17 protein-coding genes are annotated in these 13,308 nt (G+C 45.5%); 4 read left to right on the top strand and 13 right to left on the bottom strand.

The window, feature by feature from the left end; genetic code table 11:
• Positions 1–24 precede the first annotated feature (24 nt).
• The 4 genes from G9F50_RS05305 to spoVK form a co-directional block, all read right to left on the bottom strand.
• The gene (locus G9F50_RS05305) at positions 25–429 is read right to left on the bottom strand and encodes a MerR family transcriptional regulator (RefSeq protein WP_007410366.1); all 405 of its coding nucleotides are present in this window, start codon (positions 427–429) and stop codon (positions 25–27) included.
• A 109-nt stretch (positions 430–538) separates the two neighbouring features.
• The gene (locus G9F50_RS05300) at positions 539–1,804 is read right to left on the bottom strand and encodes a methionine gamma-lyase family protein (RefSeq protein ID WP_012117612.1); all 1,266 of its coding nucleotides are present in this window, start codon (positions 1,802–1,804) and stop codon (positions 539–541) included.
• Between the two features lie 16 nt (positions 1,805–1,820).
• Positions 1,821–3,083: a GTPase HflX gene (gene hflX, locus G9F50_RS05295; RefSeq protein WP_015239904.1), complete on the bottom strand. Its 1,263-nt coding sequence runs from the start codon at positions 3,081–3,083 to the stop codon at positions 1,821–1,823.
• Positions 3,084–3,212: 129 nt separating this feature from the next.
• Complete coding sequence (gene spoVK / locus G9F50_RS05290; RefSeq protein ID WP_015417523.1) at positions 3,213–4,181, bottom strand: stage V sporulation protein K; 969 nt, start codon at positions 4,179–4,181, stop codon at positions 3,213–3,215.
• Between the two features lie 306 nt (positions 4,182–4,487).
• Here spoVK and G9F50_RS05280 point away from each other — a divergent pair, with 306 nt between their 5' ends.
• Positions 4,488–5,246, top strand: coding sequence for an N-acetylmuramoyl-L-alanine amidase (locus tag G9F50_RS05280; protein ID WP_012117610.1), 759 nt, complete (start codon positions 4,488–4,490; stop codon positions 5,244–5,246).
• Positions 5,247–5,295: 49 nt separating this feature from the next.
• On the opposite strand, the gene G9F50_RS05275 is transcribed toward G9F50_RS05280, so the two are convergent.
• The 9 genes from G9F50_RS05275 to G9F50_RS05235 form a co-directional block, all read right to left on the bottom strand.
• The gene (locus G9F50_RS05275) at positions 5,296–5,916 is read right to left on the bottom strand and encodes a hypothetical protein (RefSeq protein ID WP_012117609.1); all 621 of its coding nucleotides are present in this window, start codon (positions 5,914–5,916) and stop codon (positions 5,296–5,298) included.
• 48 nt (positions 5,917–5,964) lie between these two features.
• On the bottom strand, positions 5,965–6,954 hold the full coding sequence (gene nrdF, locus G9F50_RS05270; protein WP_012117608.1) for a class 1b ribonucleoside-diphosphate reductase subunit beta: 990 nt from the start codon (positions 6,952–6,954) through the stop codon (positions 5,965–5,967).
• Between the two features lie 17 nt (positions 6,955–6,971).
• Positions 6,972–9,074, bottom strand: a complete 2,103-nt coding sequence (gene nrdE, locus G9F50_RS05265; RefSeq protein ID WP_007611605.1) for a class 1b ribonucleoside-diphosphate reductase subunit alpha — start codon at positions 9,072–9,074, stop codon at positions 6,972–6,974.
• A complete protein-coding gene (nrdI, locus tag G9F50_RS05260) occupies positions 9,034–9,426 on the bottom strand; it encodes a class Ib ribonucleoside-diphosphate reductase assembly flavoprotein NrdI (RefSeq protein ID WP_003154061.1) in 393 nt (130 codons plus the stop codon). Before nrdI ends, nrdE begins: the two co-directional genes overlap by 41 nt.
• Positions 9,427–9,685: 259 nt before the next feature.
• Entirely contained in the window at positions 9,686–9,901 is a 216-nt protein-coding gene (locus tag G9F50_RS05255) for a hypothetical protein (RefSeq protein ID WP_003154062.1), read from the bottom strand.
• Positions 9,902–9,983: 82 nt separating this feature from the next.
• Positions 9,984–10,259: a YmzC family protein gene (locus tag G9F50_RS05250; RefSeq protein ID WP_025284768.1), complete on the bottom strand. Its 276-nt coding sequence runs from the start codon at positions 10,257–10,259 to the stop codon at positions 9,984–9,986.
• Positions 10,260–10,356: 97 nt separating this feature from the next.
• On the bottom strand, positions 10,357–10,578 hold the full coding sequence (hfq, locus tag G9F50_RS05245) for an RNA chaperone Hfq (RefSeq protein WP_003154064.1): 222 nt from the start codon (positions 10,576–10,578) through the stop codon (positions 10,357–10,359).
• 39 nt (positions 10,579–10,617) lie between these two features.
• Positions 10,618–11,562, bottom strand: coding sequence for a tRNA (adenosine(37)-N6)-dimethylallyltransferase MiaA (gene miaA, locus G9F50_RS05240; protein ID WP_060561660.1), 945 nt, complete (start codon positions 11,560–11,562; stop codon positions 10,618–10,620).
• A gap of 98 nt (positions 11,563–11,660) precedes the next feature.
• Complete coding sequence (locus tag G9F50_RS05235) at positions 11,661–12,065, bottom strand: YmaF family protein (RefSeq protein WP_014417831.1); 405 nt, start codon at positions 12,063–12,065, stop codon at positions 11,661–11,663.
• A gap of 101 nt (positions 12,066–12,166) precedes the next feature.
• Between G9F50_RS05235 and G9F50_RS05230 the strand changes: the two genes are divergently transcribed.
• The 3 genes from G9F50_RS05230 to erbB all read left to right on the top strand — a co-directional run bounded on the left by G9F50_RS05230 (position 12,167) and on the right by erbB (position 13,296).
• A complete protein-coding gene (locus G9F50_RS05230; protein WP_060561661.1) occupies positions 12,167–12,472 on the top strand; it encodes a hypothetical protein in 306 nt (101 codons plus the stop codon).
• A 138-nt stretch (positions 12,473–12,610) separates the two neighbouring features.
• Positions 12,611–12,925: an SMR family multidrug efflux transporter EbrA gene (gene erbA / locus G9F50_RS05225; RefSeq protein ID WP_007410378.1), complete on the top strand. Its 315-nt coding sequence runs from the start codon at positions 12,611–12,613 to the stop codon at positions 12,923–12,925.
• Positions 12,926–12,942: 17 nt separating this feature from the next.
• A complete protein-coding gene (gene erbB / locus G9F50_RS05220) occupies positions 12,943–13,296 on the top strand; it encodes an SMR family multidrug efflux transporter EbrB (protein WP_029973435.1) in 354 nt (117 codons plus the stop codon).
• Positions 13,297–13,308: the final 12 nt, after the last annotated feature.

Below are 13,308 nucleotides of genomic sequence, written 5' to 3'. Positions count from 1 at the left end.
TATAGCAAAACAGTTGCTAACGGATTAATGAAAGAATCGGGACATGTCACCTTGGCGGAAAGTATTTCCCCGCTGGAAACGGCCTGCCTGCATCAGTTCGTTTTTCAGAAGCTTTCTGAGTTCGTCATCAGACAGATTGTGCTTCATCGGTTTGGCGGTTTTTTCGGATTTTTCTTCCGGTTCGGCAGATGCCTTATCCAGAATTTGTTTGATCCCCGCCATATTGACGCCTTGTTCAATCAGATTTTTGATTTCTAACAGTTTATCTACATCATGGAATGAAAATAATCGTCTATTTCCTTCGCTTCTCGCTGGAAATATCAATCCATTTTCCTCATAATATCGAATTTGCCGGGCAGAAAGTTCTGTTAACTGCATGACAATCCCAATTGGAAATAAAGGCATTGAGCGGCGAATGTTATCACTCATCTCAATTTCCTCCTTTTCTTATCTTAGTCTCATTATAGGTGATGTTATATTTTGTGTCAACACAATGTAAGGAATCTTAACATCAAATTCTTTGAAAATTGCAAACGGCCTAAATCAGCTCTTTTTCCATTAAAGCATTTACGGCGCTGCAAATCGCATTTTTCACGTGCGCGTAGGTTAATCCTCCTTGGACATACGCGACATAAGGCGGTCTGATAGGTCCATCTGCTGATAATTCAATGCTTGCCCCCTGTACGAAAGTGCCCGCTGCCATAATGACATCGTCTTCATATCCCGGCATATAGCTCGGATAAGGCGTCACATGCGCATTAATCGGTGAAGCATATTGTATCGCCTGGCAAAAAGCGATCATCTTATCAGGGTCCTGAAACTCAACTGATTGAATCAGATCCGTTCTCGGCGCATTCCATGCAGGGTTTGACGTAAAGCCGAGCTTTTCAAGAAAACGGGCGGTAAATACCGCTCCCTTCAAGCTTTGCGCCACTACATGCGGAGCGAGAAAGAAACCTTGATACATTTCCTGCAGTGAATAAAGCGAAGCGCCGGCTTCACTTCCGATTCCCGGGGAGGTCATCCGGTAAGAGCAGGCCTCAATCCACTTGGCTTTCCCTACAAGATAGCCGCCCGTTTTAGCAAGGCCGCCGCCCGGGTTTTTAATCAGGGAACCGGCCATAAGATCCGCTCCGACATGGCAGGGTTCCCGCTCTTCTGCAAATTCTCCGTAGCAATTGTCCACAAAAACAATGACATCTTCTTTGATTTCCTTTACGAAACGAATCATCTCTTCAATTTCATTTATTCTGAAAGACGGACGATTCGCATATCCTTTTGAACGCTGGATGCCGATCACTTTTGTATTCGGCTGGATTGCAGCCCGGACCGCTTCAAAGTCCACTCTGCCTTCTGATGTTAAATCGACTGCATTGTATCCGATTTGAAATTCCTTAAGCGAGCCTGAATACTCCCCGCCTCTTACTCCGACGATTTCCTCGAGTGTATCGTAAGGCTTGCCTGTGATATAAAGCAATTCGTCCCCGGGTCTCAGCACACCGAAGAGCGCGATTGAAATCGCATGCGTTCCGGAAATGATTTGCGGCCGCACGAGTCCCGCCTCTCCTCCGAACACATCAGCATAGATCTTCTCCAGTGTATCTCGTCCGATATCATCATAACCGTATCCGGTTGAAGGCGTAAAATGCGTATCGCTTACTTTATGTTTTCTGTAGCTTTGCAGGACTCTCCATTCATTCCGTTCACTGATTTCTTCTATTCTTTTATGAACGGCGGAGATTTCCGCTTCTGTTTCTTCGGCGGTTTTTTGTAAAAGAGCGCCGTGGGTCAGTGTGTCAAACATGTTGTGTATACCTTCCTTACATGAATTTCTTCAGTTCTCCAAGTATGCTTTGTTCTTCCTGTACATAACCTGAGACTTCGTAGCGTTCATTTTCTTCATTAAAATAAAGGCTGTCGATCATGGTCTCTGATTTGATGCGTGACATCAATTTGCCTTCGGCGGCAGGCACATGAACTTCATACGGCGTCATCAGCTCCCGGCGCAAATAAGCTTCGATTTCCGCTTTTAGTTTTGCTTCATCCCCGGCGATTCTGGCGCTGATCATGATGTGGCCTTCTCCCGCTGTCGGGATGAAGTCAGGAAGTGTCTCATCACGTTTGTTATAAGCGGTCAGCACCGGAATATCATCTGCCTCAAGCTCTTTTAACAGACCGAGGACCGTCTGTTCATGCCCGGCATAATCTTCATTGGATGAATCAATGACATGAATGATCAAGTCTGCTTCCTTCACTTCCTCAAGCGTTGAGCGGAAAGCGGCAATCAGCGTCGTCGGCAGATCCTGAATGAAGCCGACCGTATCAGACAAAAGGACGCTGTAGCCGCTTGGGAGCGCCATCTTTCTCGTCATCGGATCAAGTGTTGCAAACAGCAGATCTTCTTCATAGCTGTCAGAGCTTGTTAATTGATTGAACCATGTTGATTTTCCGGCATTGGTATAACCGACGAGCGCAGCCTGAAGCACGCCGTTCTTTTTACGCCGCTCCCGATAACGGCTTCTGTGGCGGATAACCGTTGACAGCTGCACGTTAATTTCGTGTATGCGGTTTCTAATGTGGCGCCGGTCTGTTTCAAGCTTTGTCTCACCGGGCCCTCTCGTCCCGATTCCGCCGCCTTGTCTTGAGAGATTGATTCCTTGTCCGCTCAGACGCGGCAGCGCGTATTGAAGCTGGGCCAATTCGATCTGAAGCTTTCCTTCTCTCGTCTTCGCCCTTTTTGCGAAAATATCCAAAATAAGCTGCGTGCGGTCGATGATCTTCGCTTCAATTGCAGTGGCGAGTGATTTAAGCTGGCTCGGTGACAGTTCATCATTAAAAATGACCAGATCCGCTTCAAGCTCTTCACACAGCGCCTTCAGCTCGTCTACTTTCCCCTTGCCTATATATGTAGCGGCATCCGCTCTGTTCCGTTTTTGCGTAATCCGGGTCAGCACCGTTCCGTCAGCCGTTTTTGTCAATGAAGCAAGCTCTTCCATGGAATGTTCAAAGTGCTCATCTGTCATGTGCGGAAGCTGGCAGCCGACCAAAATGACCGTTTCTTTTTTTCCTTCCTGTTCGTTCAAATGGATGTTCCTTTCTGTGTCGTATTGGGCAGTAGTACTATCATACCAAACCCGCAGGGCGTATACCACACATCCGGCGGGTTTTAAAGAGAGAAATAAAAAAGAGACCCCTCAAACCGGCTGAGAGGTCTATTCGTGAGCTGCCGCCTCATCTTTTATAAGTAAATCCTGGCTCTTGATCGTCATTAAATCGTTTTTTAAGTATTGGTCTCCCATTAAAAGTCTCATGGCCTGAGCGCGGATTGATTTTTCAATCACGTTTCTGACAAAGCGCCCGTTGCTGAATTTAATGGGGCTTGTCGTGCTTTTCACTGTCATTAAGTAATCTTTTAACTTCCACTCGGCTTCCTGGCTTAATTGATACTCACGCTCTGCTATCATGCGCTTTGCGATGTCCATCAGCTGAGTGACAGAGTAATCCGGAAAATCGATGCTGATAGGGAAACGCGATTGCAGGCCGGGATTTAATGACAGGAAATGTGTCATTTCTCTCGAGTACCCTGCCAGGATCAGAATAAATTCATGCTGTTTGTCTTCCATATGCTTGACAAGCGTATCAATCGCCTCTTTACCGAAATCCTTTTCTCCGCCCCTTGCAAGTGAGTATGCTTCATCAATGAATAAAATGCCCCCGAGCGATTTTTTAATGAGATCTCTCGTTTTTTGCGCCGTGTGTCCGATGTATTCACCGACCAGATCAGCACGTTCCGCTTCGATCAGATGTCCTTTGGAAAGCACGTTCATTTCGAAGAAAAGCTTGCCGATCAGTCTCGCGACGGTGGTTTTCCCGGTGCCGGGGTTCCCTTTGAACATCATATGAAGAGCTTGTTTTCCGACTTTCAGCCCTTGTTCGGCCCGTTTTTGGTTGACGAATATCCACGCGTAAATTTCTTTAATGTTGCGTTTCATTTCTTCCATACCCACTAATGTGTTCATTTCTTTTTCAATTTCTTTCAGAATACTGTGCTTGGCTTCATTTTTTTGCAGGGCGGCCTGATATTCCGCCTCAGCTTCCGCATTTGTCAGCACTTGCTTTTGGCCATTAAGAATGATGTTAATTTGTCCGTTATTTTTATAGGTTACAGCGCGCTCCAACATGCTCACCTCTCTGTTCTCTCTTTATCTTACTCATGATGAAGCGGTTCCGTGACATCCGCCTATCATCATGAGACCCGTTTTCCTCTTTATCTGTCACTTTTTCCGTTCTCTTCGGGAATGATGTTGAATCCTGCGCTTTCCCGAGAAATATTTTTCATTTCTTATTGTATTCAGCAGAAACGGGAGGACAAACCATTTATTTTTATTTTCCGGGAAATGTTGGGTATATTTCTCATTTTTTTTATGAATGACAGCCGTACAAGCACTATTTGAATATCATCATATGCTGTAATGAGGTGATGGAGAATGGTTAAAATTTTTATAGACCCCGGTCATGGCGGAACTGATTCAGGTGCAACCGGAAACGGACTTCAGGAAAAAGCGGTCACGCTGGAGATCGCGCTGGCTTTGCGCACGATTCTGACGAATGAGTATGAAGGAGTTTCTGTCACGATGAGCAGGACAAGCGATAAGACGGTCAGCCTGACGGAAAGAACGGATGCCGCCAACAGCTGGGGCGCAGATTATTTTTTATCCATTCATATTAACTCAGGAGGCGGAACCGGATTCGAAAGCTATATTTACCCCGGTGTCGGAGCGCCGACCTCGACTTACCAATCAGCCGTCCACACGCAAGTGATTCAAGCATCGGGTTTTAATGACCGAGGAAAAAAAACAGCCAACTTCCATGTGCTGCGGGAGACAAGTATGCCGGCGATTTTGACGGAGAATGGTTTTGTTGATACGTCAGCTGATGCAAACAAACTGAAAACAGCCAGTTTTATTGAAAGCCTTGCAAGAGGACATGCCAAGGGCTTGGAGCAAGCTTTCGGTCTAAAAAAAAAGGCTGACTTATATAAAGTGCAAATCGGCGCATTCAAAGTGAAAGCAAATGCTGATGCGCTTGCCGCCGATGCGGAGTCTAAAGGTTTTGACGCGATTGTGCTTCCAAAAGGCGGCTTATTTAAAGTGCAGATCGGCGCATTCTCTTCCAGAGATTACGCTGAAGCGTTGGCAGCGCGGGCCGAAAAAGCCGGATTTGATGCCTTCATTATGCAAGACTAAATGAAAAAACCCCCGCTCTCCCTTTTTTGGGCCGAACGGGGGTTTTTTGTTATTGAAGTATATCGGCGACAAACTGAGACCAAGCTTCAAGACGCTGATACACATTTTCCTCTTTCAGTTCGCTCAGTTTCATCCAGCGCCCGGCGATTTGATCTTTTTCTTTCACTTCGACTTGTGCCGCAGACGCTAACTGGAGCGCAGAAAGGATGCCGATATGCACCTTTCCTACATCGTTTTCATCATCATTGATCAGGCCGAGTGTGACAATGTTTTGTTTGTCTTCCTCGCGAATGTACAGTTCTTCCGCCAGCTCCCGGTCGGTATTCTGTTTCAGCACTTCCGAAAATGAAGCCGCCCCTTCCATAGGGTTCATGTGTCCGCCGAAGCCGAGAGAAAGCTTATTATGGAGGCGCGATTCCCCTCCGCCCGCGAGCCGTTCATACACAAACACCTCATCGTCACGGCGGATGACGACATACGGAATCGGCTGTTTAAATCGCGGGTCCTCTTCCGCGTCGCCTCTTCTGATTTCAAAAAAATGCGCCTCAATTTGAGCCATAATGTTTACGATACGTTCATCCTCGCTGTTGACTCCCTGAAATGTCAGCATTTCGTTTTGAAAGACGTCACTCCGCGGTGCAGCCAAGATGATTTCATCCATTTTATTCATGCCCGTTCCTCCTGTCTTACCTCTCCATTCAAGCCAAAAGAGCAGATATTATATCTGCTCTTCATCTTGGCCAAAATAAAAATCTTCGTCCTTAATCGGTTCTACCGTCGCCTTTTTGTAGCCGTTCCCTTTCATGGAGAAGAAATCATGTGATTTTGTTTTGGTGTTTAATCCGTTTAATACGATCGGATTAATATCCTCTTCTTCAAAGTAAGGATCGAACCCTAAGTTCATCAAAGCTTTATTGGCGTTATAGCGGATGAATTTCTTTACATCGTGTGAGAGTCCGACTTGATCGTACAAGTCCTCTGTATATTCAAGCTCATTTTCATATAACTGATTCAGAAGGTCAATCGCAAATTCACGAAGCTCTGCTTTTTTCTCTTCTGTCTGTTTATTATAAATTTCCTGAGCAAGGAGACCGACATACACGCCGTGAATCGCTTCGTCACGAAGGATCAGGTTAATGATCTCACCGCTTTGCATCAGTTTTCCTTGTCCATAGAAATATAACGGATAATAGAAACCGCTGTAGAAAAGGAAGCTTTCCAGATAGACGGAAGCAACCATCGCTTTGAACAGTGAAATTTCATCATCTTTTTGAATGGCTTTGTAAAGCCCGACAATCATTTGCGCTTTTTTCTGCAAATATTTATTCTGCTTTACCCATTCAAATACTTCGTTGATCGTTTCAGTCGGAGCAAGCGTCATAAAAATATTTGAATATGATTTTGCGTGCACCGCGTTTTCCATCATCGCCATGAAATTAAGAACCGCTTTTCGCTGATGGCCTTCGACGTGCTCGGCCACAATCGGCATGCCCGTGTTCCCCTGCTCAGTATCAAGCAGTGTCAGGCCGGCGAGCACCTTCATGTACGTATCCTGCTCATTTTTACCCAAATACTTCCAAGTGAGGAGATCGCCGTTTAATGCGATCTCTTCCGGAAGCCAAAACTGCTTTACGTTTTGGTTGTAAAACATTTGGGTGAAATCATCTTCATGCTTTGACCAGTTTGCTGCGTCATAAATTTTTGTCACTGTAAACTCTCCTTTAATCAAACGACACAAGAAAGACAGCTGTCCTGCCCGGTATCTTTCGTTCTTGCATAGTAAATGGTTTTGATGCCTCTATGGTGGGCATACAGATCAATACGGTTCAGATCACGAGTTGTCATCGTATCTTTCAAAAACAGGGTAAAGCTGATTCCCTGATCGATATGCTGCTGGATTGTCGCGATCATATCCACCACTTTGAACATGTCCATATCATAAGCTTCTTTGTAGAAGAACCAGTTATTAGACGCTAACCCCGGCATCGGGTAATACGTTTTTGAATTTCCGTATGTTCTTTCTTCGATCCGTTCCATGATCGGCATAACGGACGCCGTGCTGGATTGGACGTAGGAAATGGAACCTGTCGGCGCGATGCACAGTCTGTAGCTGTGGTACATGCCGTTTTCAGCGACAAACGCCTTCAGCTCTTTCCAGTCTTCGATTGTCGGAATGTGCATGCCTTCAAAGAGCGCAGCGATTTTTTCGTATGCCGGTGAGAACTCTTTTTCGATGTATTTATTGAAATATTCTCCCGTTGCATAAGTGGAGCCTTCATAATGCTCAAACGTTTCGCCTTTTTCTTTCGCAAGCTCAGCTGAACGCTGAATGGAATAAAAGTTCACCATCATAAAGAACGTATTCGCGAAATCTCGTGCTTCCGGGCTTTCATACGCGATGCCGTTTTGGGCCAGGTAGCCGTGAAGGTTCATGGCGCCTAAACCGATGGACTTCATCGCTTTGTTCGCGCGTCTGACTGCCGGCGCGTTGCGGATGTCCGTCGTCTCAGATACATGAGTCAGGGAATCCGTCGCGAGTTTCACCGTGCGCTCAATCGATTTATGTTTCATGACATTCAAAATATTTAATGAACCAAGGTTGCAGGAAATGTCCAAGCCGATTTCGTCTTCTTCATCATAATCTGTGTAAGCCGAAACTTGTGACGCCTGAAGCACTTCAGAGCAAAGGTTCGAGAATTTCACTTTTGATACGTGGTTATTCGCGTGCTCTTTGTTTACGTTGTCCTGGAACATAATGTACGGATAACCTGACTCAGAACGGAGAACGGCAAGCTTTTCAAGCAATTTGCGCGCATTCACTTTTTCTTTTTTGACACGAGGGTTGTCGACAAGCTCTTCATACATCGCCGTCATGTCCATTTCGTCCATATGCTGGCCGTATTCTTTATAAATCGTATGCGGATAGAATACATAAGCCGCTTTATCCTCACGTGCAAGCTCAACGAACTTATCCGGAATGACGACACCGATAGAAAGCGTTTTGACGCGCACATCTTCATCCGCAGAAATCTTTTTCGTATCAAGAAAATCATTGATATCGCGGTGGAAAATATTTAAATACGCCGCGCCTGAGCCTTGTCTTTGGCCCATTTGGTCAGCGTAACGGAACGCATTATCAAGAAGCTTCATGACGCCTACAACACCTTTTGTGGCGTTTTCAACATCTTTAATCGCTTCGCCTTTCGCGCGAAGCTTGGACAGATTAAGAGAAACCCCGCCGCCCAATTTAGACAGCTGCATGGAAATATCGATCGCCCGTGAAATATCGTTTAAGGAATCATTGACTTCGAGCAAGAAGCAGCTCACCAGTTCTCCGCGGCGTTTTCTGCCGGCATTCAAAAATGTCGGTGTACTCGGCTGATATTCCTGGTTGATCATCAGGTTTACATATTCTTTTGCTTTCTCAGTGTCGCCGTTTGCGAAGAACAGCGCGACGATTGAGATTCGGTCCTCATAACGCTCGAGGATTCTTTTCTTGTCATTCGTTTTCAAAGCATAGTCATTATAAAATTTAAACGCACTCATGAAGGAAGGAAAACGAAACTTCTTTGCGTAAGCTGTCTTAAACACTTCTTTAATGTCTTCAAAAGAGTAAAGGCTTAAGAATTCCTCTTCGTAGTATTGGTTTTCAATCAAATAATCCAGCTTCTCTTTTAAATCGTGAAAGTAAACTGTGTTTTGATTGATATAGTCAACAAAATAGCTATGTACAGCCTCTTTATCTTTATCAAACTGGAATTTTCCATCTTGTTGGATCATGATTTCGTTATTTAACTGGATCCATTTTGGCACTTGATTTTGTGACAACTCTTTCTACCTCCTGAGTAAACAATTCAACGTCTTTAGATGTGCCGCTGAGTTCAAATTTGTGCAAGATCGGCACCTGATATTGTCTTGAAATGGTATCGGCGCTTTTTGCAAAGTTATCGCCCCATACTTTGTTGCCGCTCGCAGCGACTCCTAATAAGAGATGGGCGTATTTTTCGAGAAATGATTGTGTTGATGCCGGTACCTGGCCGAAGTTTGTCGTGTAGGTGACCAAAACAAACGGAGTGTCCACGTGGTCCGTTTCGTCCACCTTGCGGATCAGCTGAAAGTCTGTTTTATTCACAAAACGCTGAACATTCCCTGTCTTTGAATCAAATATGATTTGAACCATCCTTATCACGACCTATCAAAAATAATGAATCTCTTAACACTATATATAGTATACTAACCTCTCAGAAAAACACAACATATTGAGATCGATTTATAAAAAATTCATATTTTTGAAAGAGCGGACTTTGGCTCTGCCCCGATTAACGCCCAAAAAAGAGAGCAGAACGAGAATCATCTCTCATCCTACTCAAGGTGTCATGTGTAAGCCGATGTCTATCATAACATGAAAAAAAACTGCTTAGTAGTCTAGACTTTTATTCTTATTTTTTGTAAGAATCACATTTTTTTTCGCTTTCAACGGTTTCTTCAATCTCCACATCAGCACCGATTTCTTTCAGTACGGCTTTCAGAGCGCTTGTGATGGAAGCCTCTCTGATCAGTTCTTTGCCGTCAACGATGATGCTGGTTCCATATTCATAGCAGGAATCATCTTCACAAGTTTCTTCCCAATGGTTGATTATCACCTTGTGTTTCAATCGTCTCACCCTCTGCATGATCAATGTCAGTACTTAGTGTAGCTTGTGCGGCCCGCTTTGTAAATTCGAACGCTTGTGAAATTTATTCAAGCTCATCCAGCGCCGTTTCTTTTTTCAGTTCGATTCTATTCGTTTTTTCATCATAGCGGTATATTTTTAAGTAACCGTCCTCAACGATGCCGAAACGATTATGTTCCAGCTGCACCATGCCTTCTGTCTGCGGTTCGGTATCCGTTGAACCGCCGTCATCATCCGTCACCACCGTCTCATGATTGCTGCAAGCTCCAAACAGCAAAAAAACAGCGATCCAAACGAGCGTAATTCTGATTCTTCTCAGTTCATTTTCACTTTCGAACACGATTTTCCGAACCCCCTTTTATGTTTCCGATATACAGCCTGCAATATACAGATGCGCATAGAAAAAGACCATTGTTCATGGTCTTTTTTCAAAAAGTCTATTCAAGCTCAAGCTGGACGTTTTTTTGCGGGGCGAACGTGGAGATGGCATGTTTATAAATAAGCTGCTGCTTCCCCTCCGTTTCGAGCAAAACGGTAAAGTTGTCAAAGCCTTTTACCTGGCCGCGAAGCTGGAAGCCGTTGAGTAAAAACACCGTGACGAACGTATTGTCTTTTCGGATTTGATTCAAAAACTGATCTTGAATATTAATCGGTTTCATGTTTCGTCCTCCTTGGTTCTCAATACAATACTGTTTCGATTAAATTTCCAGTTTTCCTGCTATGCACTCGAAAATTTCCTTTTTTTTCTGCTCAATATCAACAGGCGGCGTCATATCTGTCCATGAAACGGGCATTTTATTGCGAAACCAGGTCAGCTGGCGTTTCGCATATCGCCTTGAATTTTGTTTTAATTGCTCCACAGCCTGAGGGAGCGGCACTTTTCCATCAAGGTATTCATACAGCTCTTTATAGCCGATCGCCTGAATCGATTGGCTGTCCCGGATATTCATATCATACAGCCGCTTTACTTCGTCAAGAAGGCCGGTTTCCAGCATCAGGTCAACGCGCTCGTTAATCCGGCCGTACAGCACTTCTCTGTCCATTGTAAGACCGATAAGAACCGCATTGTAAAGCAGCTCCCGTTTTTGGGTTTTAAGATGCTCTGACATTGTTTTTCCCGATACATGCAGAATTTCGAGCGCGCGGATGACTCTTCGCGTGTTGTTTTGATGAATGGCTGCCGCCGCTTCCGGGTCGGCTGCCGCAAGCTTGGCATGAAGCACTTCCGCCCCTTCTTCAGCCGCCAGTTTCTCCATGCGCTCCCGGAATACAGGGTCGCCGGAGTTTTCCGTGAACGTATAGTCATACAGCACGGACTGAATGTACAGACCCGTTCCCCCGACAATCATCGGCAGCTTTCCTCTATCGGCAATCTCGGTGATTTTTCCCCTTACCATTTTCTGATAATCCGCCGTTGAAAAAGTGTCGGACGGCTCCAAAATATCAATCAGGTGATGCGGCACGCCTTCTGTCTCTTCTTCGGTGACTTTGGCCGTTCCGATGTCCATCCCTTTATATACCTGCATGGAATCTCCGCTGATGATTTCCGCATTCAGCATTTTCGCGAGTCCGATGCTTAGTTTTGTTTTTCCGACTGCCGTCGGTCCGACAAGTATGACGACAGGCTGTTTTTTATTTTTCAATATGTATCACTCTCTTTTATAAATCTCCCCCTAATTATAGCATTCATTTCTTCAGGCACCTATCCATTTTGCCCTTTTTCCTGAGCGCTAAACGTCCGCTACCACCCGATCGGCTCGTTTCCGACAACCTCTCTCGTTTTTCCTTTGAGTGTATGGCGGTGCGTTTTCCGTCCTTCCTCCCGCGGATCGTAAACGACGCCGCCGTGCTGGATCTGAATCGGCTCATTGTAGGCGGCAAAGGTGGTCTCTGAAAGCTCATGGTAATGTGTTCCGTCAACCCTCGGGATGGCAGGGCCGGAAATGCCGTAATACCTATGAAAATGGCCGTTTTCAAACGAGGTGATGCCCGTATAGAAATGTGTATGCTCATCTGTATTGCTGCCGTTCTCCGGCTGCGAAAAGCCTTCAATCAAATGATAATGCCCCTGCACTACATCCGTAACAGCCCGGTATGCGTGTGTGTGCGGAGGTTTTTTTGACCAATCGGACTGATACAGGCCCACAAAAGCTCACTCCTTTATTTTTTTGATAAACGCCCAATCAAAAATTGGTGGGCTGAATACTCTGTTATCATCTCAAATTTATTCTTGGAGGTACCTTAATTATGATTGAAGAATACACATACGAAGCAGATAGTGATATGAGACAGTTTGGACGGCCCGGATTTGGGTTCGGACGGCCGGGCTTCGGGTTCGGGCGTCCCGGATTCGGATTCGGCTTCGGGCGACCGGGTTTTGGTTTTGGCCGGCCTTGGTTTGGCCGCCCTTGGTTTGGCGGGTTCGGACGGCCGTTTGGTTTTTACGGCGGACCGTTTGTCGGAGGGCTTGTCGGGGGGCTTGTCGGAAGCGCTTTGTTCAATCCGTATTTGTACGGAGGTTACGGCTACCCTTACTATCCGTATTACTACTAAGACAATCAAAAAGGGCTCCTTTCAGGGGCCTTTTTGTATAGGCTTAATGTCTTGACTTGGCGGGCAAAGTTCGGATATTATTTTATTTTACTGCCTTAAACAAAAGGCATAAGGATTATGATGAGAGGGGGATTTGATATGATTCTGGGTTATATCTTCCTCACAATTGCTATTTTATCAGAGTCAATCGGCGCGGCCATGCTGAAAGTCTCCCGCGGATTTACGCGGTTTTTGCCGAGCGCGCTTGTAGTGGCAGGCTATTCATTGGCCTTTTATATGCTTTCACTGACACTGAATCTCATTCCGCTCAGCTTATCCTATGCAACATGGAGCGGAGCCGGAACGGTGCTCGCATCCATTATCGGAGCGAAATGGTTTCATGAAAAACTGGACAAGCAGGCCGTCATCGGACTCTTTTTCTTATTGGCCGGTGTCATTTTGATGAATTGGTAGAAAGGAGAGGCATGCTGATGAAAGGATTACTCTGCCTGGCATTAGCCATTGTATCAGAAGTGTTCGGGAGCACGATGCTGAAGCTGTCGGACGGTTTTACGCACCTGTGGCCCGCTCTCGGCGTCATTGCCGGAATCGGAGCCTCTTTTATGTTTTTGAGCTTCTCATTGAAAAGCCTTGATTTATCCGCCGCATACGCGACATGGTCAGGTGTCGGCACCGCTTTAACGGCAATTGTCGGCTTTTTTGTTTTTAAGGAGGCCATGACAGTCAAAATGATGATCGGGCTTGTTTTTGTCATCACGGGCGTCATCCTGCTGAACCGTTCCAAGTCTCAAAAAGCTAAAAAAAATCAAACGGCCCGGAGCTGACCGTTTGAACTC

The sequence above is a fragment of the Bacillus sp. EKM206B genome (assembly GCF_011066015.1).
Lineage (GTDB): Bacteria > Bacillota > Bacilli > Bacillales > Bacillaceae > Bacillus > Bacillus velezensis.
Note: the sequence above shows the minus strand (reverse complement) of the source record. Positions and strands in the feature narration are given on the sequence as shown.